The organism is Flavobacterium notoginsengisoli (genome assembly GCF_042686225.1).
GTDB lineage: Bacteria > Bacteroidota > Bacteroidia > Flavobacteriales > Flavobacteriaceae > Flavobacterium > Flavobacterium notoginsengisoli.
This window is the reverse complement of the sequence record NZ_JBHUOT010000010.1, coordinates 1-23,376: the sequence shown is the minus strand read 5'-3', so window position 1 is coordinate 23,376 and position 23,376 is coordinate 1. Positions and strand designations below refer to the sequence as shown.

The following is a 23,376-nucleotide window of genomic DNA, read 5'->3' as shown; positions in this document are numbered from 1 at the left end:
TTAGCTTGGTGAAATATCTCGCAAAGACGCAAAGTTCAACACAAAGCTTTGCGAACTTAGCGTTTTATATGAAAAATCTAAATCAAAAAAACCTTGCGTTCTTTGCGTAAAAAATCTACACAAAGTATATCAACGTGAAACCTGAAACCTGAAACCTGAAACCCGAAACAAAATTAACCCCAAATAAAAAACCGCAACTCTTTATGGGAATTGCGGTTTCTAGGTATAAAAAATGGTTGGTTAATAGCGATATCTTTTTTTTACAATGATATATCTTTTATTTTAAACTAAAAAATATCCCTGTAACAGAAAGAAACTTTAATGTTAACTATTTAACATTACAGGCATTACTAACATAGTAACAGTTTCTCCTTCTTCTAAACCATCAACTGGAGTTAAAATACCAGCTCTGTTTGGCAATGACATTTCTAGCATGATCATGTCAGATTGTAGGTTTGTTAACATCTCAGTTAAGAAACGAGAGTTAAAACCAATTTGAAGGTCATCTCCCTGATAATCACAAGTCAATCTTTCTTCTGCTTTGTTTGAGTAATCGATATCTTCGGCAGAAACATTTAATTCTGCTCCGGCAATTTTCAAACGAATTTGGTGTGTAGTTTTGTTAGAGAAAATCGCAACACGTTTAACAGAACTTAAAAATAAAGAACGGTCAATCATTAATTTGTTTGGATTTTCTTTTGGAATTACCGCTTCGTAGTTAGGGTATTTCCCGTCGATTAAACGACACATTAAGATATAATTATCAAATGAGAAAGTCGCATTTGAATCGTTGTATTCAATTTTTACTTCAGCATCAGAAGAACCTAAAATACTTTTTAAGATATTTAAAGGCTTTTTAGGCATAATAAAATCAGCAACCTGAGAAGCTTTTACGTCTGTACGTGAATATTTTACCAATTTATGAGCATCTGTAGCTACGAAGATTAATCCTTCTGGTGAAAACTGGAAGAAAACCCCAGACATTACCGGACGTAAATCATCATTTCCGGCAGCAAAAATAGTTTTGCTTACCGCTGTTGCTAAAACTTCAGCAGGAACTAAAGTTACAGATGGATCTTCAAGACTTACTGCTTTTGGAAATTCTTCCCCAGCTGCGTAAGCTAATGCATATTTACCTGAGTTAGAACTAATTTCTACTGTGTTGTTATCTTCAACAGTAAAAGTTAACGGTTGCTCAGGGAAAGTTTTTAAAATTTCAAGCAAAAGTTTCGCTGGTACAGCAACACTTCCTTTACTTGTAGAATCGATTGATAATGTAGCCGACATAGTCGTTTCAAGATCTGAAGCCGAAACTGTTAACTCATTATTGTTTAGTTCAAATAAAAAGTTGTCTAAAATTGGTAACGTATTGTTACTGTTAATTACACTACCTAAAACTTGTAATTGTTTTAATAAGTACGAACTCGATACTATAAATTTCATCTGTTTTATTTTATTTTTTGATGGATGCTTTAGCAAATAAAGGGCTAAATATACGGATTACAAATATATCTTAAACTATCCAAAGTATTACATTTTTTTATTAACATCTACTTGCTGTATCTTCTTTTTCTCAAAAAGGTAAAAACAAGTCCGAAAACCAATAAAATTAGAATTGGAACTCCGATAGTTATGAATTGGGTTATGCTGTAACTTTCATAAACTTTTTCTTTGTCTAATAAAGGCAGTTCGACATCTTTACTTCTAATGTTAATAAGTCCAGTGTCATCCAACAGATAATTAATACAATTCATAATAAAGTCTTTATTGTCATAAAGATTTCCTGTTCGTTGATCGTAGCCTAATTCTACGGGCATTCTGTTTTTGTCTAATTGGTTTCTGGCAATATCTCCATCAGCAACAACAATCATTTTATTTGGTTTTCCTTTTGAGGTAAAAGAATTGTCTTTGAAAGGCAAAACTCTATTCTCAAAAGCAGAGTGGAAGTTTCCTTCTAATAAAACAGCCAAATTCTGATTTCCTTTATTTAAATAATCCTGTGGAGTTGTTTTCTCCGTTACCATATTCAGGCTGATTTCTGCAGGAGAACCAATAGTTTTGGAATATTGAGAAGACTGTAATAAAACCGTTTTTTTGATTCCGTTTTTCAAAGTATCAATTGGATTGGCAAAATCAAATTTAATTCCGCCCAGATTTTTTACAATCGGATGTTGACTTGTCGGGAAAACCTGTGGCGCAAATTTCCATACAAAATCCTGATATTGTGTTGCACTTCCTTGCTCGCCGGTTGCCAGTTTTATTGGAGTTCCTTGTTCGTCTTTTATCAAATCAGGATTAATTCTAAAACCATATTTGAAAAACATATCATTTAGGTTTAAATCTCTCGGATAAGCTAAAGTTGCGCCCGCATCATTGTATAAACTATCCATATCGGCAGCAACCTGATCAATTAACCAAAGTGTTTTTCCACCATTCATAATAAACTGATCCAGAACTTCTTTTTCTTCGTCTGAGAATTTTTCAGTTGGTTTTGCAACAATGGCTAAATCGTATTTCTTCAATTCATTTAAAGTAGCATTCGGATTTTTAGCAACGGAGTCTAATGTGAAAGGGCCAATTAGGTAGCTTTCATGAATCTGTTTCAGCATTTGCGCAATGTGCCTTTCTCTTAGTTCACCATTTCCTTTTATTATCGCAACCTTTTTCTGTTTGGTTTTAGTCACTTTGTTGATAGCATCTGCAATAGAATATTCTAAATGCTGAATAGAACCAATTACTTTTTGTGTAGTCGAAGATCCCATTATATTTTTTAATAACGGAATATTCACTTCTTTACCATTATAAACTGCAATTGCCCAAGGAAAAACCATTGCCTGTGATTGTTTTCCTTTGTCATCAACCGTAATGTTTACAGGAGTTAAGCCTTTTTGAAAAAGCGATTTTGTCAGCTCGTCGCTTTCTTCTTCGTTTTCTAAAGGATCAACAAATTCGAAAACTATATTTTTGTTATAAGCCTGAAATTCTTCCAGTAATTGTTTGGTTTCCTGTTGTAAACGTCTAAAATCAGCCGGAAGTTCGCCAGCCATATAAATTTTGATTGATAATGGATTCTGAACTTGTTTTACAATACCTAACGAAGTTGATGATAAAGTATAACGTTTGTCTTTCGTTAAATCAAAACGCTGAAAAAATAAAGTTCCAAGTACATTTAAAACCACTAAAATAAGTATAGTGATGCCTAATGTTTTTAAATTTTGCTTAGTAGATGCTTTCATTACGCTTTAAAAGATTTTAATTGATAAACAGTAAAAGATAGAAAAGCGATAGTAATGCTTAAAAAGTAAATTACATCTCGTGTGTCAATAACACCTCGGCTCATACTTTTAAAGTGGTTTTGCATTCCAAAAACAGAGATCAAACTATTAGAATCAGAAAAAAGAGAAGCCAAACCTTCAAAACCAAAATAAAGGAAAAAACATAAGAAAACAGCAAGGATAAAAGCCACAATCTGATTTTCTGAAAGGGTAGAGGTAAAGATTCCAATTGCGGAGTAAGAAGCAATTAAAAACAATAATCCGAAATAAGAGCCAATTGTGCTTCCCATATCGATGTTGCCTTCTGGCGAACCTAAATCTGAAATTACTTTAACATAAATCAAAGTTGGAATAATCGCTAAAATAATCAGTAAAAATGAACCAAAAAATTTACCGTTTACAATTTCCCAGATTGACAAAGGTTTAGTTAGTAATAACTCTAAAGTTCCTTGTTTTTTTTCGTCAGAGAAACTTCTCATCGTTACGGCCGGAATTAAGAATATTAAAATCCACGGTGCTAAAGTGAAAAATGGAGTCAAATCAGCATAACCTGAGTTTAGGATGTTGTAATCTCCTTCGAATACCCATAAAAATAGTCCGTTGCTGATTAAGAAAATCGCAATGACCAAATAGCCGATCGGAGAGCCAAAAAAGGATTTTATTTCTCTTAAAATGATTGATTTCATTCGTTTTATTTTTGTTTCAAGTTTTTCTTGTTTCAGGTTTCAAGTTGACTTTGCAAACTTAGAACTTAAAAGCTTTTCTTTGGAATATTATTTCTTAATTTGTCTGTATAAATTTTGGACTTCATTACTTTCCTGCCAGCCTTCGCTTTCAGACATGGCAATCACAATAAAGCTTTTAAATTCTTCAAAAGATTTAGTTGCACCTTTAATCATTGCATTTTTCCATGGTTTTGTTTTTTCCGGCATTTTGTATTCAATCCAGTATTCATCACTATTTGAAATAATAACAAAATAGGGATCAGAACTGTCATCATCTTCAGGATATAATAAAAGATGGGCATGAGATGTTAAGCCAAAAAGCATTGTTTGGGTAAATGTCTGGTTTATAAAATCAATAATTTTAAGCATTGATTCCCCTAAAGCAGCAGATATATTATTATCTGATTGAGCCCATTCCGTATAGAATTCTTCAAGTGACCTGTTTTTTTGAGCCGAACATCTGATTAAAGGCATGTTTTTTTTGTCTTTTAAAATTTGTTTATTCAACGAACTCTTTCCTGTTTTTTAGATTTAGTGTAAGACCTAGATGAATTAAGTCAGGCTGACTAATTTATCCACACTCCAAGCTTCTGGTTTGGCATTGAATAATTTCTTTGTAAAATCCCAAACGGTATTAAAAAGCTCAGAATTTTTGTAATTTTCCAAATCTTCTTCGGTTTCCCAATAGCTGTAAGTGAAAAAGATGCATTTGTCATTTTTATCCTGATACAATTCTAAAAAACGATTTCCTTCTGCATTTCGTATTTTATCTTTCACAGATTCAAAATTCTCCAAAAAATCAGGAATTTTTTCTTCGTGAAAACTCATTTTTACTATTCGGACAAACATCTTATTATTTTAGATTTCTGAATTTAGATTTTAGATCGTCTAAAAGCTATTCAGGTGCGCAAAAATACCAAAATTGATTGTTGTTTTAAATAAAAAATGAAATATTATAAAAGTATGTTTTCTATAACTCTGATGCCAAAGATATTTAAAATATAGCCCGTGGTTTCAACCACGGGGACGCATGCAATATTACAATACGTTTCCCATGGTTGAAACCATGGGCTATGTTTATGATGCAGTGAATAATCTGAACAATCAGTAAAATCTGCGAGAGAATTAATTTAAAGTCTAATATCTAAAATTAATTTAAGAGAATTTAATCGTAATAACATCACGATAATTCAATCCTAACAAACTATTTGCAGAACCAACTTTGGAAGGATTACTTCTGAAAATAGCAATTTCAAGAAATCCGGCTTCATTAAAAATAGCCAGTTTTTCTCCTTCATAGGTTTTAATTGGATATTTATCAGAAGTTGCAATAGCCGAATAATTGGGTAAAATTGTTTTGATGCTTTTCGGTTTCATCACAATTTCATAAGGTCGCCCACGAGAAATTTCTAAGAATTGTTTTTTAGAAATATTAGTGACAACATTTCCAAAATGGTCAATATAAATAATGTTACCTTTTACAGAATTTCCGTCATCTGCTACAACAGGTTGTAGTTCGGTGGCTTCTTTTATTGCAGTAATTTCTTTTCCGATTACATTCAATAAACCGCCTTTAGATAAATGGGAAGCAACCTGAATAAAAATATCCAAATCTGTAGCTTCAATCGGAAAACGATCGTGAATATTGATAGCCACAATTTTTTGAGGAACAATTTTCTGCGTTAGCATACTTAAAATTCCATTATCGGCACAAATAAAGTAGTGATCGTTCCATTGCATGGCGATGTGCTGATTCTCTTTATTACGTTCAATGTCAACGCCAATAAGGTGAACTGTACCTTTTGGGAAACTCAAATAAGAAGCGCCAATGATATAACTTGCCTCAGCAGTATTAAAGGGATCAATGTCATGAGAAATGTCAATGATTTGAACCTCTGGATTTTCAGAAAGTATTTTACCCTTCAGCGACCCCACAAAGTGATCTTTTAAGCCGTAGTCTGTAGTAAGGGTAATTATTGACATATTTTTGTTTATAACTATTGATAGTATTTAAATCTAATTTTCATTAAATTTGAGAAATGCAAAGCTAATAATAGTAAACACAAATTGAAAGAAAGAAAAGACAAATTGTGTTTTAAAAATTAAGTTGCTGTAATACAAGTATAAGTTTTCCGTTTGGTTAAAACTGGAAACTATTACTTATAAAAAAAGAACCCGACAACTCTTAAAAATAATAACTGAATTATTTAATTTAAAAAGAACTTCATTTGAACGAAAGAATAATCGAGCTAGTAGATATTGCTCCAAAAGAGTTTTGGGGCGCGCAGGACAGCCATTTAGAAATCATTAAAAAGTATTACCCAAAGCTTAAAATCGTAGCACGAGGGACAACTTTAAAAGCATTTGGCGAAAAAGAAGTTTTAGACGAATTCGAAAAAAGATTTCAAAGATTAATGCTTCATTTCACTCGTTATAATAATATCGACGACAATGTAATTGAACGTGTTATTATGAGTGATGGCCAAGAAGAGAAAAGAGCATACGATCATGACAAAATCTTAGTTCATGGTGTTGGTGGTAAGATTATCAAAGCGATGACACCAAATCAACAATTACTTGTTGATACCATTAAGAAAAATGATATGGTCTTTGCAATTGGTCCTGCCGGAACCGGAAAAACATATACCGGTGTTGCTATGGCGGTTAAAATGCTAAAGGATAAAGAAGTAAAAAGGATTATTCTGACACGTCCCGCGGTTGAAGCCGGAGAAAACCTTGGATTTCTTCCCGGAGATATGAAAGAAAAACTGGATCCTTATATGCAGCCACTCTATGACGCGCTGCGTGACATGCTTCCAAACGAAAAACTCGAAGATTACATCTTAAAAGGAATTATTCAGATTGCACCGCTGGCATTTATGCGTGGACGAACGCTTGATAATGCCTTTGTAATCCTTGATGAAGCGCAAAACACAACCCATTCACAAATGAAAATGTTTTTGACCCGTATGGGAAAAAATGCCAAATTTATGATTACGGGTGATCCTGGACAGGTTGATTTACCAAGAAGAACTATTTCTGGTCTTAAAGAAGCCATTTTGGTTTTGAAAGATATTGACGGTATTGGAATTATTTATCTGGATGATAAAGATATCGTTCGCCACAGATTAGTGAAAAAAGTAATTGACGCTTATAAACAAATTGAGAATCACGATTAATTATAAAATTTTATTGAAATGTTAAATGTAAATCGTGAATTGTGTTTTAACATTTAGTAGTATTCGTTTTGTATGTTTTCTTTTAGAAAAATGCAAAACGAATATTTTTTTAGTAACTATAAAAATTTGCAATGATTAGAATTTTTAGTTTTCTTCTATTGATGAGTTTTATTTCCTGTAAAAAGAAAGAAATAGAAAAGAACAAATTTTATGAAGATCTTGCTTTACAAAGGAGTGGAATTTTGTTGGAAAACATTGGAAAAAAATATTATTATAAAAATTGTGTAAACTGTCATGCAGGCAAAGATGCTAAAGATAATTTTTTAGAAAATTCTGTTAGAAATCAAGAAAGAAGTGAAAGATTCTTTATTGATTTTATTACAAAACAAGATAGTTTATTAAAGCATGGAAATAAAGAGGCTTTAGCATTGAAAGATTGGTCAAATCAGAATTCCTATATTCATGATTTTGACTTTAATGATAGAGAAGTTAAAGCGATATTATATTATTTGAAAAAATGAAACAACTCGATGATTTCTACCTAAACCAGAAAGAACCTATAAAAGGGATATTTCTCGCATTAAAAGAAATCATTTTGAAACAAGATAAGGACATTAGAAATGTTTTAAAATACGGAATGCCATTCTTTTGTTATAAAGAAAAGATGTTCTGTTATCTATGGATTCATAAAAAACTCAAACAGCCTTATATCGGAATTGTAGAAGGAAAGCATTTTGACGAAGTTTTTCTTATTCAGGAAAATCGTTCCAGAATGAAAATTTTTATACTCGATTCTAAAAAAGATTTACCTTTAGAGCAAATTGAAATGATAATTCAAAAAGCCATAAATTTATACAAAACAGGAATTGTTAAGGTTTAAATTAATTTTAAAGCAATATTTAACGGAATAGTTAAATAAATAATAAACTTCCCTCAATTTTAGCTTTCAAAGCTTGTAAACTTTGTCTAAACGAGCTTAAAACCTTAAATTTGCATATCATCGATATTTGATACTTAAATATGACAAAACTTAAAAATATAAAAGTGGTAGTAAGTGACCTTGACGGAACTTTACTCAACCCACAACACAGAATTTCAGATTACACTAAATCAATTTTTCAGGAACTTCATAATCAGGGTTATTTGATTGTTGTAGCTACAGGACGTCATCATCTTGATGCGATGGCTATTATCGAAACACTTGCAGTGCCGGTTTATTTAGTAAGTTCTAACGGAGGAAGAATTCATTCGCCAAACAAAGAAGAACTTTTTGCTTTTAACTTGGATAGCGATGTGGTAAAAGCAGCGTTAAATATAGAAATCGATCCAGATGTTACGGTTGTATTATTTAAAGAGAATGTTTGGCAGACGAATAAATGGAATGAAAGGTTAAATTCGTTTCAAGCCGAATTAAAATACCGTCCGGAATTAGTTGACTACAAAACTATTGAAGACTTTAAAGCGATAAAAATCTTCTTTTCATGCGATAATCACGAAAAATTGGTAAAAGTGAGAGATGCAGTTTTAGCCAATTCTTCAGAGCATTTACATCATGCTTTTAGTTTACCAACTTGTTTAGAGTTTATGGATAAGTCTGTAGATAAAGCGGTTGCTATAGCAAAAGTATTAGAAAAAGAAGGATTTGCTATGGAAGACGCTGTTTCGTTTGGAGATGGTTTTAATGATTTGCAAATGTTGTCTGCAACTGGACGAGGATTAATTATGGGGAATGCGCCTTCAATTTTAAAAGATGCTTTACCTGATTTGGAAGTTATTAAAACTAATGCTGAAGATGGTGTAGCAAAATACATCGCATCTAAAATTTTAGATAAAGAATTAGCTTCAAGTTAATTTAGAATTGTATTTAAATGAAAATCCCTAAATATTCTGTTTAGGGATTTTTTTATTTCTGAATCTTAAAATTTCATGGTGTAACTCTCTGAAATAATTTTAAATTTGCATTCATAAAAAACAACACAACAAAATGAGCAATACAATCACAACTACAAATTTTAATTTCCCGAATCAGAAATCAGTTTACCGTGGAAAAGTTAGAGAAGTTTATAATATTAACGACGAACTTTTGGTAATGGTAGCAACCGACAGACTTTCGGCTTTTGATGTAGTTTTGCCAAAAGGAATTCCATACAAAGGACAAATCTTAAATCAGATTGCTACTAAATTTATGGAATTAACGCAAGATATTGTTCCAAACTGGCTGATTGCTACTCCAGATCCAAACGTTGCTGTTGGACATTTATGCGAGCCTTTTAAAGTAGAAATGGTAATTCGCGGTTATTTGTCAGGACATGCTGCTCGTGAATATTCTGCTGGTAGAAAACAAATCTGCGGTGTTGCTATGGCTGAAGGTTTAAAAGAAAATGATAAATTTCCGGAGCCAATTATTACTCCAACTACAAAAGCGGATAACGGTTCACATGACGAAGATATTTCTCGCGAAGACATTTTAGCTAAAGGAATTGTTTCTGAAGAAGATTATTTAGTTTTAGAAAAATATACACGCGCTTTATTTCAAAGAGGAACTGAAATCGCGGCTCAAAGAGGTTTGATTTTAGTGGATACTAAATATGAATTCGGAAAAACTAAAGATGGCGTTATTGTTTTAATTGATGAGATTCATACTCCAGATTCATCTCGTTATTTTTATGCTGAAGGTTATGCAGAAAGACAAGAAAAAGGAGAGGAGCAAAAACAACTTTCTAAAGAATTTGTTCGTCGCTGGTTAATTGAAAATGGTTTTCAGGGACAAGAAGGACAGCAGATTCCAAATATGACAGACGAATATATTGAGTCTGTTTCTGAAAGATATATCGAATTATACGAGAATATTTTAGGAGAAAAATTCGTTAAAGCTGATATTGATAATATTGATCAACGTATTGAAAAAAACGTATTAGCTTACTTAGCTTCTAAATAGTAATTTTCGGGTTTAAAACTAACTATTTAAACCATGAAAATTATAACCAATAAAAATGTCCTGTTATTTGTATGTATTACAGCAGGGCATTTTCTTTTTGCACAAATTGATAAAAAGGCCACAAAAGAGACGAAGAATTTATACTATAATCTAAATATTCTTTCTATAAGAAATATTCTTTTTGGCCATCAACACGCGCTTGAGTATGGACACGGATGGAGCAATGAACCAAATAGATCGGATGTAAAATCTGTGACCGGTTCACATCCTGCCGTAATCGGAATAGATTTTAGTGATTTTTCCGGACAATCTAAAGTGCAAACAGAAAAAGCTAAACAAAATTTAAGGAAAATTGTAGTTGATACCTACAAAAGAGGCGGGATTACCACAGTTTCTTGGCATTTTAATAATCCGGCTTCTGAGGGTGGATTTTATTGGAAAGAAGGAGTTTCGACTGCATCAATGGCTTTGATTAAGCCTGGAGGTTCTCATCATGAGCAATATAAAGAAATTTTAAAAACGATTGCCGACTTTGCAAATTCTGTTAAAGCAAAAAATGGAACACTTGCTCCAATGATTTTCAGACCGTTTCACGAATTTGACGGTGATTGGTTTTGGTGGGGAAAGTCGCATACAGCTCGTGAAGATTTTATTGCCGTATGGCAGTTTACCGTTTCCTATTTAAAAGATACTTTAGGTGTGCATAATTTTATTTATGCATTTTCTCCCGATAATCAGTTTAATTCGGAATCTGAATATTTAGAACGTTATCCGGGCGACAAGTTTGTTGATCTTTTTGGAATGGATAATTACGGCGATTTTGGTCGTGACGGAAAGTATGATTTGGAATCTGGTTTAAAGAAACTGGAAATAATTTCTGATTTAGGTAAAAAAAAGAAAAAATTAGCCGCCTTTACAGAAACAGGTTTAGAGTCTGTTCCAAATGAAAAATGGTGGACCGAGGTTTTGTTAAAAACATTGAAAACTAACGATTTAAAATTAGCTTACGTCTTGGTTTGGAGAAATGACAGTACAAGTCCCACGCATTATTACGCTCCATTTCCGGGGCAGGTGAGTGAAAGAGATTTTGTAAGGTTTTATGACGATCCTTTTACTTTGTTTGAAAAGGATTTAAAAGACATTTATAATAAGAAGTTAGACTAAGAATAATACAAATTTTACGATATAAAAGGCGCGATTCAATTATTTGAGTCGCGTTTTTTTGTTAATTCCTGATATCTTAGGGTTTTTATCATTTTTTTACACTTTTAATGCAACGTTTTACCACGTAGATGCGTCTAATAATAAATCATCACAATCATCAATCAATTTAACAAACAATCAATCATGAAAAAAACAGTTATTATCTTAGGAATGGCTTTAGTCGTATTTACAAATTTCGCAATGGCTTCTAATCAAAAGCCAGCAATTAAAGATCAAATTGAAATTTCAACTTACTTATCATCTCCCTTACACGTAGCTGTATGCAAAGGAGATTTTGAAAGTGTAAAAAAAATTATTGAATATGGCGCAGATGTGAATAAGGTTATTCGAAACATGACGCCTTTAATGCTGGCAGCACGTTACAATCATGTGGAAATCGTAAAAATTTTATTAGCTAATGGGGCAAAACCGTCTATTGAAAATGAGCAGGGATTTAGAGCATTGGATTATGCAAAATATGCAAAAGCAGACGAATCGATAGCCATTTTAAAAGGGTTAAAGTGAATTGCATTTTTCTGACATAGAAAAAAGCATCATTCTAAATTGAGTGATGCTTTTTTCTTTATCAAAAATATTATTCCATTTTATCTTTTAAGTTTTCAAGGCCTTTTTGTAAATCATTTCCAATCATTTGATCCATTTTTAACATAGGAAGCATAATATTTGTTGGATAAGGAATTACACCACTGATCCCCCATTTTACTTTCGTCTGATTATTAGAAACAGATTCTGTAGACATAAATCCGACAGCGGTATCTTCCATTGGTTTTTTAAAACGGAGAGCAAAATCTATACGTTTGTTTTCTATTACTTTAGTAATTTCCTGTTCGCCGACACCAACCTCTTTTACATTACTTTCCCAGGAAGAGATTGAGCCAACAGCACCATCAATCCCCTTGTAATTTACCTTCATTTTGGGATCCATATTTGCCCAAACACTAAATTCGTTTTGATTTTTTAATGATTTAACATAATTAAAAACACTATCAACAGGTTTATTAATTGTAATTTCTCTTTCAACAGCATATTCTTTAGGCATAAAATAAGCTGCAATTAGGATGATAGAAATAATCAAAATTAAGATGATAAGAATTCTTTTAATAATAAGCATATTTACTGGTTTTAAGTTAGTTTTTTAATTTTTTCTAGATTTGAAACTATAACAGTTTTATTCTTACAGTAAAGTTAAAGAATTCTAATTTGCTTTTACACAAGCCTTTTACAAGTATTAAAAATAAATTTTAATTTTTTTTATGGTGAATTGTAACATTTTATATTTTTTGGCGTCTATTATATCAAAACCATGAAATTTATAATGTTATAGCGAGTAAATTATGTATTCATTAAGTAATCGTTAAGAGTTAGTTAAAACATAGTACTTTGTAATACATAATACAAAATAATAATTATTTTTACATGGAAATAAAAATCATCATCAATCATTTAACAACAATCAATTATTATGAAAAAATCAATTATTTATTTAGGACTGGCCTTAGTTGCATTTGGAAATGTGGCAGTGGCTTCAAACGGAGTTTCAACTGTTAAAAATCCGGTTGAATATACTGGTTATGCAGCAAATCCTTTAAATGTAGCTATTAGTAAAGGAGATTTAGAAACGGTTAAAAAGTTTATTGAATACGGAGCAGATGTAAATCAGATGTCTGAAGATTTGACTCCTTTAATGATTGCAGCACGTTATAACAAATGTGAAATCCTTAAAGTTTTATTGGCAAATGGTGCTAGACCAAATATAAAAAATGAAAAAGGATACACTGCATTAAAATATGCTGAATTATCAAATGCTTCAGAAGCAATTTCAATTTTGAAAGAATTGAGATAAAAAGAATACAGTTTAAAAAGTTTTGAGTTAGTATAAAATGACCTTTCTGAGCAAAAGGTCATTTTTTTTGTTTTTATAAAATAGAAAAGCATCATTACAAAGAATGATGCTTCCCACTTTTAAATCCAACAATTTGATTTAAAAAACTAAAAAAATAAATCTTTATTCTATTGGGACATGTTTTTTTCTGTTGAATACCCAGAATAAAATAGGGAATACCAATAAGGTTAAAACAGTCGCTGTCATTAAACCACCAATAATAACAATCGCGAGTGGTTTTTGAGATTCAGAACCAATTCCTGTAGAAATTGCAGCAGGCAATAATCCGATTGAAGCCATTAAGGCAGTCATTACAACAGCTCTTGTTCTGGCTTTAACTCCCATAAAAATAGATTCTTCGAGTGTGAATTTTGCTTTTAGATTATGATGAAATTCTGATATTAGAATTACCCCATTCTGAATACAAATTCCTAAAAGAGCAATAAATCCAACTCCGGCGGAAATTCCAAAATTCATTCCTGTAATATGGAGTGCAATAATTCCTCCGATAATTGCAAAAGGAACATTGGCTAAAACCAAAAGAGAATCTTTAAAGTTTCCGAACAAGATGAATAAAAGAACAAAAATTCCAATTAAACTGATTGGTACAACTTGAGCCAGACGGGCACTGGCACGAACCTGATTTTCAAATTCTCCTGTCCACCCGGTTGTGTAGCCGGCAGGAAGTTTTAATTTATTTACTTTTGACTGTGCTTCTGCAATTGTACTACCCAAATCACGATCACGAACAGAAAATTTAACCCCAATAAAACGTTTCGTATTGTCTCTGTAAATAAATGCTGGTCCGGTAATGGTTTTAATGTCGCAGATTTCTTTTAAAGGAATTTTGATTCCGCTTATTGTTGGAACTTTAATTTCCTCCAAATCTTTTTCATCTTTTCTGTATTCTTTTGAAAAACGAACACGAACGTCAAATTTCTTTTCATCTTCATACTTTTCGGTTGCAGTTTTTCCTCCAAATGCTAATTCTAAAACAGCCTGAGCATCACTTAATGTTACACCATAAGCAGCCATTTTTTCACGATCCAGGATTACACTAATTTCTGGTTGCCCAACATTTCGCAAAATACCAGCATCTTTAATACCCGGAATATCCTTAATTTGAGCTAAAACTTCATTAGCAAGTTGATCTAATTTGTTTAAATCGTCTCCATAAATTTTAACTGCATTAGAAGCCTTAAATCCAGCAACAGATTCAGCAACATTGTCAATTACTGGCTGCGAGTAATTGTAGGTAATCCCCTGATGAACTTTTAGTTTAGTATCCATTTCATTAATCAGGTCATCCATAGAAATTTTACGTGTCCACTCGGCTTTTGGTTTTAAATCAACCTGAAGCTGGATAAACCCAAATCCATTCGGATCAGTTCCGTCATTGCTTCTACCAGTTTGAGATAATACATTTTTAACTTCCGGAAAACTTTCAAGATCTTTTCTAATCATTGCGGCAGTTTTAACACTTTCAGGCAATGAAGTACTCATTGGTAATTCTGCTGTAACCCATAAGGCACCTTCATTTAATTGGGGTAAAAATTCGGTTCCTAAGAAACCAGCAGAAAAGAAAACGGCTGCTAATAATCCAATTGAAGCAATTAAGGTTTGTACTTTATGTTTAAATGTCCAGGCAAAACCTTTAGAAACAATTCGATCCCAAAAGTTCACAAACGGGTTATGTTTTTCTTTTACATTTTTATTTAATAAAATATGTGAAAGAACAGGAACTAAAGTCAGAGTAAAAATAAGCGCTCCTAATAATGCAAACCCTAATGTAAAGGCTAGAGGAGAAAACATTTTTCCTTCTACTTTTTGGAATGAGAAAATTGGAAGCAAAGCTGTAATGATAATCAGTTTTGAAAAGAAAATAGCTTTACCCATTTCTGTTCCGGTTTTCTTGATTAAGCTTCCTTTTGCAATTTTATTGAATTTTTCCATCCCTAATTGGTGTGCCCGATGATCCAGAACCACAAACAAACCTTCGACCATTACCACAGCACCATCAATAATAATCCCGAAGTCGACTGCACCTAAACTCAATAAGTTGGCGCTCATTCCCATCATTTTCAGGCACAAGAATGCAAATAATAAGGAAAGCGGAATTACAATCGAAACCGTAAAAGTGGTTCGCCAGTCGGCCATAAAAAGGAATACAACAACAGTAACCAGAATAATACCTTCAAATAAGTTATGCATTACGGTTTCGGTCGTGAAATTCATTAAATTATCACGATCATAAAAAGTCTCAATTTTAATGTCTTTAGGAAGAACATTATCGTTTAGGTCTTTAATTTTTGCTTTTATCAAGGCAAGAGTTTCCTGTGGATTCTCGCCTTTTCGCATTACTACAATTCCTTCTACAGCGTCGTCATTATTTCCAATACCGGTTTGTCCTACTCTGGGCATCGAACTTTCGTAAACATCAGCTAGATTTTTAACCAAAATCGGGTTTCCTCCGGCATCATCAACGATAATATTTCCGATATCTTCTTTAGATTTTAATAATCCAACACCACGAACGACAAAAGCTTGTCCGTTTTTCTCGATTACATCACCACCAACGTTTAAGTTTCCTGCATTAACAGCATTGTAAACTTGTAAAGGCGTAATGTTATATTTAGCCAGTTTGATTGGATCAACACCAACTTCATAAGTTTTGGTCTGACCACCAAAAACGTTTAAATCTGCAACTCCAGGAAGAGAACGAAGTTGTTTGTCAATTACCCAATTTTGGTAAGTCAATAATTCACGACTGTCTCTGCTATTACTTTTTACAATATATCTGAAGATTTCTCCAGTTGGTCCGTAAGGTGGTTGCACGTCCGGTTCAACATCATCAGGAAGCGAAACGTTCTTTAATAAATTATTAACCTGAAAACGCGCAAAAGTATCATCTACACCATCATCAAAAATGATTTTGATTACTGATAATCCAAACATCGTAATGCTTCGAACACTTGTTTTTTTCTGAACAGAGTTCATCGCAATTTCAATAGGCGAGGTAACAAAACGTTCTACTTCCTCAGCACTTTTTCCATTCCACTGCGTAATAATAATAATCTGTGTATTGGTAACATCAGGAAAAGCGTCGATAGGCATGTTTTTGAACGAAATAAATCCTGCAACAGCCAATAATCCAACCCAAAAGAAGGTAAATGCTTTATTCTTTAAAGAAAAAGCAATAATATTTTTTATGAATTTGTTCATGTCTTAGTTGTTTAAAGCACCATAAATAAATAGCTGATTGTTTGTGATTACTTTTTCGTTTTCTTTCAAACCACTTGAAAGATAAGTAGTATCTCCAACAACTCTATACACTTCAACTTGTCTTGTTTCTATATTATTACGGTCTTTAAATACCACAACAAAGTTTTTACTTTTATCAAATACAATGGCTTTACTAGGTACAGCTATCATAGATTGATTTTCGTTGAATGACAATTTTATGTTAGCATTCATATCCGGTTTAAGCATATAATCTGGATTGCTTAATTTGATTCTTGCCTGCATTGCTTTAGTTTCCGGATCGATTACATTGTAGATTTTATCTACTTTTCCATGAAATGTTTTATCCGGATAACTCAACGTAGTAACAGAAGCACTTGTTCCTAATTTTACTTTATTGATATCAATTTCGTTAATGTTTGCCATTGCCCAAACCTCGCTGATTTCTGCAATATCAAAAATGTTTTCAGAACGGTCGTTACGTAAAAGCATATCCTGATTGATACTTTTTTGAATAATAAAACCACTTATCGGAGCCGTCACTTCATAAATAGATCCTGCTTTGATGTTGTAGATTTTATAAGTTTCCTGAATTTTGCTTAATTGTGACTGTGCCTTATTTACTTCCGATTTTGCCTGAAGAACATCACTTTCAGAATTCAATTTACCATCAAATAATTCCTGAGCTACTTTTAAATTGTTTTTGGCTACTAATAAATCACTTTTAGCATCGATTGATTGCTTTTCAAAATCTGCCACATCTGTGCTTTTTATAGTAGCAAGAACTTGTCCTTTTTTAACATAATCGCCAAGCTCAACATTTACTTTCATTACATTTCCTCCAACCAAAGGGTAAACGTCGATCATTTTATTATTATCAGCTGTAATTTTTCCGTAAAAACTAAGTTCGTTTTTTAATGGCTGCGTTTGAGCCTCAGCGGTAGTTGTAGTTTTCAGCATAGCGTCACTTAATACAAAAGATGTATTTGTTTCTGGATTTTCTACTTCTTTTTTGCAGCTTGCCAGTGATAGACTTACAATTGCGATTCCTATGAATAATGTATGTTTCATTTTTATGTCTTTTTAAAATAAATCTTTGTTGATGGTACTATTTAATTCTTCGCCTGCTATTACAACTTTTTTCTTCAATTCGTTTAACTGAATTATAGCTTGATTGTAGCTTTCCATAAAATCGGTAAATTCTAAAAGACTTACATTTCGTTTCTGAAAGTTGGTAAGCATGCCATTGTAAACAGCTTCAAAATCTGCATTTACAGTTGGTTTAATAACAACATAATTTTGACGAGATTCATCCCACTTGGTCCACGCTGAAGTAATTTCTGTTTTCAGTTGTAATTCAAAGTTTTGTTTCTCAATTTTAGACTGCTCCAAAACTGTTTTTGCATACTTAATGTTTCCTTTATTCTGATTCCAAAGCGGTAAAGGAATACCAACAGTCAGATTCGCTTCATTATTAAAAGCACCACTTCTTTGATCGTAATTTGCACCAAGTGTGATGTCTGGAATTGAAAGTGATTTTTGTAATTTAACATTCAATTCATTAGCGTCGATTTCTTTTTGTTTGGCTAAATAATCCGGACGATTAGCTATAGCCTGTTCTTCAAAACTTTTAAGATCAAAATCGATAACTTTTAAATATTTATTAGAATCATCTTTGCTGACAACAGGAACTACATTTTCAGTTTCATTCAAAAGCAATTTTAAATTCGCTTGCTCCTCTATATTGTTGTTGATTACTTCTAATCTTTCATTTTTGAAATTAAGATATAACGATTGCAAACGGACAACATCTTTTAAAGGAATATTTCCTTTTTGAGCCTGAATAGAATAAGAATTAATTAAGTTTTCAATATGAACTAATTGCTTATCTGTATTTTCAAGATTCTTACTGTTGTAATACACAGTGTAAAAGCTTTTACGCAATTGCAGTTTTAGTGTACGCAGTAAATCATTAAACTGAAGCTCGGCCAGCTTTTCATTGGTTTGAGCCAGTTTCACTTCATTACGTTTTTTTCCGCCAAGATAAATGAGTTGCTCAATGGCAAAAACTTTTTGACCTTCTTTTCCGATATCAAAATACTTATCTCGCTCGGGGTTGTATGCATTCAATTCGGCCGAGAGAGTAGGGTTGTCCCAGATTCGAGCCTGAATAGTTAGTGCTTTCGACGCATCTATATTATATTGAGATGCCAGTAAAAAAAGATTCTTTTTTAAGAATTGACTTTCACAGTCCAGAAGTGTGACCGATTTTTGAGCTATTGCAGCTTGATTGAGAAGTGCAAATAACAGCAATGCGAATAACTTTTTCATTGTATCATTTTTAATTATACAAATATGCTATCAACAGGCTTTAAGAGACCTTAAAATCTACCTTAAAAATAGCTTAAAATTATTTATAAATTAAAAAATAACTGAAATAAATTCGTATTAATATTTGTTACTGAGTAAGTTATGTTTGCTTTATGCAGTGTTAGTATTCGTTGAACAATTCTTAATCCAAGTCCAAAGCCCGAAGTTCCTTTAGAGTTTTTACCACGCATGAAAGGCTGAAAAAGATTTTTTTGTTCTGCTTCACTTAATGTATCTCCGGTATTTGAAACTGATACTATTAAATGGTAACGATCTGTACTTATTTTTACTTTAGCTTGTTTATTGTCTGAATATACGCAGGCATTTTTAAGGACATTGCTCAAAGCAATTTCCAGAAGGTTTTTATTACCTTTAATTTCCAGTGCAGTATCAAGATCTTCACTTTCCTCCATTTCAAAAAGAATCACAAAATCGGGGAAAGATTTATTTATTTTTTCAATAGAAGAAAATAAAATCTCATCTATTCGTTGTACTTCATGATTTTCAACTTCTCGGTTATCAATTTTAGACAGAATTAATAAAGAATTGATTAATTCGCTTAAATGATTGACATCAGTCAATATAGCATTTAAGAAAGATTTGTTTTTAGGTTTCGTATCAGGATCGGCAACAGCATTTTCAATTTGAGACGTCATTCTTGAAAGTGGAGTTCTTAACTCGTGCGAAGCATGTGCAGTAAATTCTTTTTGTCTTTGATAAGAAAGCTCAATTCGATCCATCATAAAATTGAACTCATCAGCAATTAAGTCAATTTCGTTTTTAGTGCTTTTAGATTCAATTCGGGTATCAAGATTATTCTCGTTGATATTTTTTATTTTCTGATGAAAGGCATTCAACGGGTTCATTACCTTTTTTACGGTAAAAGAAGTAATAACCCAGCACAGGCAGGTGAAGAAAATATAGGATATAATTAAAGTGTATCTTAAAAAGAGTAATTTCTTTTTGCCGTAATCGTCCGTTGCAGAAATCAGGGCGTAGAAATCTTTATCATTTGTGTCATAAAAAACACCATACACCTCATAATCTCCTTGCTGTTTAAAAAATGTTTTGTTTTTCTTTAAGTATTTTAAGTCATCAATCGACCAATTAATTTTCGCATCGTCAATACTACTGTAAATCAATTTAAAATTAGAATCAAAAACCAGCGTTTTTTCATCATACAATTTATTAATTGAGTTTTGATCGATAATTTTTAAAAGCTGATTATCAACCTGTTTAACGTTGACTAAAAGTTTTATGTTAGATAAAGCCTTAATTTCTAATCGATCACGAAATTCTTCTTTTCTATAATTAGAATACAAAATGAATATCACTGTAGATGCCAATCCAAAAAGGATGGTAAACAGTAAACTGACTAACAATGATATTCGATTTTTTAATGTCATTCCTGATCGCTTAGATAATAACCATAACCTACCTTTGTGCGTATTAATTTAGTGTCGTGGTCTTTGTCAATTTTCTTTCTTAAAAAATTAATGTAAACTTCAATAGTATTTTGATTGGTTTCGATATGATAATCCCAAAGCTTTTCGGCAATAAATTGTTTAGACAAAACTTTTCCTTTCGCGTGAGCCAGAATAAGGATTAGTTTGAATTCTTTTGGTGTAAGCTTGATTTCTTCTCCAGATCTAAAAACCTGCATTTCATCTTCAAGAATTTCCAGATCGTTTATAGTAATCTTGTTTTCGACAATTTGAGGAACATCTTTTCTTCTTAATAAAGACTGAACTCTCGCATAAAGTTCATCAAAATGAAAAGGTTTTACCAAATAATCATCTGCACCGCTGTCAAAAGAAGATAACTTGTCTTCAATTTCGCTGAAAGCAGTCAGCATAATTATAGGTGTTTTTTTATCTGTTTCCCGAATCCCTTTGCATACTTCAATTCCGTTTATTCCTGGAACATTAATATCAAGAACAATTAAATCATATTCGTATGGAAAGTATTTTTTAAGCAATAAAGAGCCATCGTAATATGGAATACACTCGAACCCCTTTGATGTAAAGAATGTTGAAATTTCTTTAGATAAAGTAAAATCGTCTTCGAGCAGTAATATTTTCATTTCGGTGTATAATTAGTAAATCCGACTGAAATTTTATTCAGTCAGATTTACATTAAAGATAGGATTTATTTGAAATAAGAGAAAGTCTCGTTATTTTCAATCTTAAGCAAAGATTCATAAATTAAATTGATAACGTTTTCCACATCATCTCTATGAACCATTTCAACTGTAGTGTGCATGTATCGTAAAGGAAGCGAAATCAAAGCAGACGGAACGCCGCCATTGCTGTAAGCAAATGCATCTGTATCTGTTCCGGTAGCACGTGAAGTTGCATGTCTTTGAAACGGAATATTATTTTCAGCAGCTGTATCTACAATTAAATCACGTAATTTATTCTGAATTGCCGGAGAATACCCTATAACAGGTCCTTTACCCATTTTAAGATCGCCTTCTACTTTTTTGTCTATCATTGGAGTAGTAGTGTCGTGACAAACATCTGTTACAATAGCGACATTTGGTTTTATTCTGTGTGCAATCATTTCAGCCCCACGAAGACCAATCTCTTCCTGAACAGAATTTACAATGTATAAGCCAAAAGGAAGTTCTTTTTTGTTTTCATGCAGTAAACGAGCAACTTCAGCAATCATAAATCCTCCCATTCTGTTGTCAATAGCACGACAAACAAATTTGTTTTCGTTTAAAATCATAAATTCGTCTGGGTAAGTAATTACACAGCCAACATGAACACCTAAAGCTTCAACTTGTTCTTTATTTTCGCATCCTAAATCGATAAAAATGTTACTTAGTTTAGGTATTTCTTCTTTATCACGTAAACGAGTATGGATTGCAGGCCATCCGAAAACACCTTTAACAATTCCATTCTTTGTATGAATATTGACTCTCTTAGAAGGAGCGATCTGGTGATCTGAACCACCATTTCTAATAACATATATAAGACCGTCTTCGGTGATATAGTTTACATACCATGAAATCTCATCAGCATGTCCTTCAATAACGACTTTATAAGGAGCATCAGGATTGATTACACCTACAGCAGTTCCATAAGTATCCGTTATAAAATTATCAACATAAGGTTTCAAATAATTCATCCAAAGTTTTTGCCCTTCGCTTTCATATCCGGTAGGAGAGGCGTTATTAAGGTAGCTTTCCAAGAATGCTATAGAAGTATCTTTTAAGATAGATTTTGTGCTCATAAAAATATTTTTTTGCTAAAATAGAAATTTGGTATCAGAGTTGTGTATAAATATATAATTTTACATTTAAATTATGATTCAATGAGATTAACCACCTTTATTTTATTTATACTATTAGTTTCCTTTTCGTGTCATGCCCAGGTTACTCCAAAGGAAAACCAGCAAATGGGATATATATTAACAGAACAAGACTCTATTTTAAATGACACCATCCAATTGCCGGAGATAATTATTTCAAAAGGCGAGAAGATGAATCCCGAAGAAATGAAGCAATTTCAGATTCTTCAAAACAGAGTCTATAAAGTTTATCCTTATGCCAGATTAGCTTCTGACAGATTAACAGCGTTGAATAACGGGATGGCTCGTTTAAAAACAAATCGTGAAAAGAAAAAATACTTCAAAATAGTAGAAGACTATTTAAATAATGAATTTGAAGAAAGACTAAAAAAGCTTTCCAGAAAACAAGGCCAGATTCTGGTAAAATTGATTCACCGTCAAACCGGCATCACCACTTATGAATTAATTAAAACATTAAAAAGTGGATTTAAAGCTTTTGTTTCTAATACAACTGCAAATTTATTTGACATAAGTTTAAAAACGGAATATAAACCTTATGATGTAAACGAAGACTATTTAATAGAAACTATTTTAGTCCGAGCGTTTGAGTCAGGGCGATTAGCAAATCAAAAACCAGCGAATCCCGTAGATTATGACGACTTATCCAGTAAATGGCAGGAAAGAGCAAAAGAATTAAATAAAAAATAGTTTCTAGTCTAAATAGATGCTCAACCCGACAGGTTTTCAAAACCTGTCGGGTTTGTTTTTTTATACATATATATATAATGTATATGTAGTATATTATATAATAAGAGTAAGAAAACTGAATTTAAGATATTAGATTGTAATTAATAAGGAGCAAAATCCCGCTATCCGTTTCAATCTTTTGCTTTTTAAAGGAAAAAGCAAAAGGATTTCCACTTCTATCGGGGCTAGGGCACCATTTTTCAGAAGAGAATTTCGGAAAGAAAAGACGTTTTCACAAGAAAGGAAATTAAAAACCCGGCGCCTTTGCGTGTTTTCGAGATCAAAAAGGGCAGAAAACAAGGCTTTGCGTCTTGGTGCCTTGGTGGCAAAACAAGAGAAACAATAGCCAAAAGAGGAAAAACCTCACAAGGGATAGAAAAAACTTCGATTATAACCTGCGAGTTATGAGAGTGTTAAGAAAAAGAGTGAAAAAAGATCAAAAAAAGGCGGACAAAAAGCTTGTATAACTGAATAAAGGTGCTACTTTTGCACCCGCAACAAC

The 23,376-nt window shown here is 32.3% G+C and carries 22 protein-coding genes; 9 read left to right on the top strand and 13 right to left on the bottom strand.

Annotation, left to right across the window (positions count from 1 at the left end):
- Positions 1–324: 324 nt before the first annotated feature.
- From dnaN to ACFS3A_RS20105, 6 genes are all read right to left on the bottom strand, one after another.
- A complete protein-coding gene (gene dnaN / locus ACFS3A_RS20130; protein ID WP_091498742.1) occupies positions 325–1,443 on the bottom strand; it encodes a DNA polymerase III subunit beta in 1,119 nt (372 codons plus the stop codon).
- 107 nt (positions 1,444–1,550) lie between these two features.
- Positions 1,551–3,236 carry a gliding motility-associated ABC transporter substrate-binding protein GldG gene (gene gldG / locus ACFS3A_RS20125; RefSeq protein WP_379827353.1) on the bottom strand — a complete coding sequence of 562 codons (1,686 nt, stop codon included), beginning with the start codon at positions 3,234–3,236 and terminating at the stop codon, positions 1,551–1,553.
- Positions 3,236–3,961, bottom strand: a complete 726-nt coding sequence (gene gldF / locus ACFS3A_RS20120) for a gliding motility-associated ABC transporter permease subunit GldF (RefSeq protein WP_379827352.1) — start codon at positions 3,959–3,961, stop codon at positions 3,236–3,238. Before gldF ends, gldG begins: the two co-directional genes overlap by 1 nt.
- A gap of 87 nt (positions 3,962–4,048) precedes the next feature.
- Positions 4,049–4,474, bottom strand: a complete 426-nt coding sequence (locus ACFS3A_RS20115; protein WP_379827351.1) for a hypothetical protein — start codon at positions 4,472–4,474, stop codon at positions 4,049–4,051.
- A 78-nt stretch (positions 4,475–4,552) separates the two neighbouring features.
- The gene (locus tag ACFS3A_RS20110; protein ID WP_379827350.1) at positions 4,553–4,849 is read right to left on the bottom strand and encodes a putative quinol monooxygenase; all 297 of its coding nucleotides are present in this window, start codon (positions 4,847–4,849) and stop codon (positions 4,553–4,555) included.
- A 306-nt stretch (positions 4,850–5,155) separates the two neighbouring features.
- Positions 5,156–5,983 carry an SAM hydrolase/SAM-dependent halogenase family protein gene (locus tag ACFS3A_RS20105; protein ID WP_379827349.1) on the bottom strand — a complete coding sequence of 276 codons (828 nt, stop codon included), beginning with the start codon at positions 5,981–5,983 and terminating at the stop codon, positions 5,156–5,158.
- Between the two features lie 245 nt (positions 5,984–6,228).
- On the opposite strand from ACFS3A_RS20105, the gene ACFS3A_RS20100 reads away from it, so the two are divergent.
- The 7 genes from ACFS3A_RS20100 to ACFS3A_RS20070 all read left to right on the top strand — a co-directional run bounded on the left by ACFS3A_RS20100 (position 6,229) and on the right by ACFS3A_RS20070 (position 11,845).
- Entirely contained in the window at positions 6,229–7,179 is a 951-nt protein-coding gene (locus ACFS3A_RS20100; protein ID WP_095930014.1) for a PhoH family protein, read from the top strand.
- A 131-nt stretch (positions 7,180–7,310) separates the two neighbouring features.
- A complete protein-coding gene (locus ACFS3A_RS20095; protein ID WP_379827348.1) occupies positions 7,311–7,700 on the top strand; it encodes a c-type cytochrome in 390 nt (129 codons plus the stop codon).
- Positions 7,697–8,059, top strand: a complete 363-nt coding sequence (locus tag ACFS3A_RS20090) for a DUF1801 domain-containing protein (RefSeq protein ID WP_379827347.1) — start codon at positions 7,697–7,699, stop codon at positions 8,057–8,059. The genes ACFS3A_RS20095 and ACFS3A_RS20090 overlap by 4 nt, the downstream gene beginning before the upstream one ends.
- Positions 8,060–8,199: 140 nt before the next feature.
- Positions 8,200–9,030, top strand: coding sequence for a Cof-type HAD-IIB family hydrolase (locus tag ACFS3A_RS20085; RefSeq protein WP_379827346.1), 831 nt, complete (start codon positions 8,200–8,202; stop codon positions 9,028–9,030).
- Between the two features lie 133 nt (positions 9,031–9,163).
- Positions 9,164–10,117 (top strand): phosphoribosylaminoimidazolesuccinocarboxamide synthase, encoded by a 954-nt coding sequence (locus tag ACFS3A_RS20080; protein WP_379827345.1) that lies wholly within the window; start codon positions 9,164–9,166, stop codon positions 10,115–10,117.
- A 33-nt stretch (positions 10,118–10,150) separates the two neighbouring features.
- Positions 10,151–11,281, top strand: a complete 1,131-nt coding sequence (locus ACFS3A_RS20075; protein WP_379827344.1) for a glycoside hydrolase family 26 protein — start codon at positions 10,151–10,153, stop codon at positions 11,279–11,281.
- A gap of 183 nt (positions 11,282–11,464) precedes the next feature.
- Positions 11,465–11,845 carry an ankyrin repeat domain-containing protein gene (locus ACFS3A_RS20070; protein WP_379827343.1) on the top strand — a complete coding sequence of 127 codons (381 nt, stop codon included), beginning with the start codon at positions 11,465–11,467 and terminating at the stop codon, positions 11,843–11,845.
- Positions 11,846–11,915: 70 nt separating this feature from the next.
- Here ACFS3A_RS20070 and ACFS3A_RS20065 read toward each other — a convergent pair whose 3' ends face one another.
- On the bottom strand, positions 11,916–12,452 hold the full coding sequence (locus ACFS3A_RS20065) for an SRPBCC family protein (protein ID WP_379827342.1): 537 nt from the start codon (positions 12,450–12,452) through the stop codon (positions 11,916–11,918).
- 351 nt (positions 12,453–12,803) lie between these two features.
- On the opposite strand from ACFS3A_RS20065, the gene ACFS3A_RS20060 reads away from it, so the two are divergent.
- Entirely contained in the window at positions 12,804–13,184 is a 381-nt protein-coding gene (locus tag ACFS3A_RS20060) for an ankyrin repeat domain-containing protein (protein WP_379827341.1), read from the top strand.
- A gap of 162 nt (positions 13,185–13,346) precedes the next feature.
- On the opposite strand, the gene ACFS3A_RS20055 is transcribed toward ACFS3A_RS20060, so the two are convergent.
- From ACFS3A_RS20055 to ACFS3A_RS20030, 6 genes are all read right to left on the bottom strand, one after another.
- Positions 13,347–16,445, bottom strand: coding sequence for an efflux RND transporter permease subunit (locus tag ACFS3A_RS20055; protein WP_379827339.1), 3,099 nt, complete (start codon positions 16,443–16,445; stop codon positions 13,347–13,349).
- Positions 16,446–16,448: 3 nt separating this feature from the next.
- Positions 16,449–17,534, bottom strand: coding sequence for an efflux RND transporter periplasmic adaptor subunit (locus tag ACFS3A_RS20050; RefSeq protein WP_379827338.1), 1,086 nt, complete (start codon positions 17,532–17,534; stop codon positions 16,449–16,451).
- A 12-nt stretch (positions 17,535–17,546) separates the two neighbouring features.
- Positions 17,547–18,794 (bottom strand): TolC family protein, encoded by a 1,248-nt coding sequence (locus ACFS3A_RS20045; protein ID WP_379827337.1) that lies wholly within the window; start codon positions 18,792–18,794, stop codon positions 17,547–17,549.
- An 83-nt stretch (positions 18,795–18,877) separates the two neighbouring features.
- Entirely contained in the window at positions 18,878–20,239 is a 1,362-nt protein-coding gene (locus tag ACFS3A_RS20040) for a HAMP domain-containing sensor histidine kinase (protein ID WP_379827336.1), read from the bottom strand.
- Positions 20,236–20,916 (bottom strand): response regulator transcription factor, encoded by a 681-nt coding sequence (locus ACFS3A_RS20035; RefSeq protein WP_379827335.1) that lies wholly within the window; start codon positions 20,914–20,916, stop codon positions 20,236–20,238. The genes ACFS3A_RS20040 and ACFS3A_RS20035 overlap by 4 nt, the downstream gene beginning before the upstream one ends.
- Positions 20,917–20,981: 65 nt before the next feature.
- Positions 20,982–22,070, bottom strand: coding sequence for a M42 family metallopeptidase (locus ACFS3A_RS20030; protein ID WP_379827334.1), 1,089 nt, complete (start codon positions 22,068–22,070; stop codon positions 20,982–20,984).
- 81 nt (positions 22,071–22,151) lie between these two features.
- On the opposite strand from ACFS3A_RS20030, the gene ACFS3A_RS20025 reads away from it, so the two are divergent.
- Complete coding sequence (locus tag ACFS3A_RS20025) at positions 22,152–22,835, top strand: DUF4294 domain-containing protein (protein ID WP_379827333.1); 684 nt, start codon at positions 22,152–22,154, stop codon at positions 22,833–22,835.
- Positions 22,836–23,376: the final 541 nt, after the last annotated feature.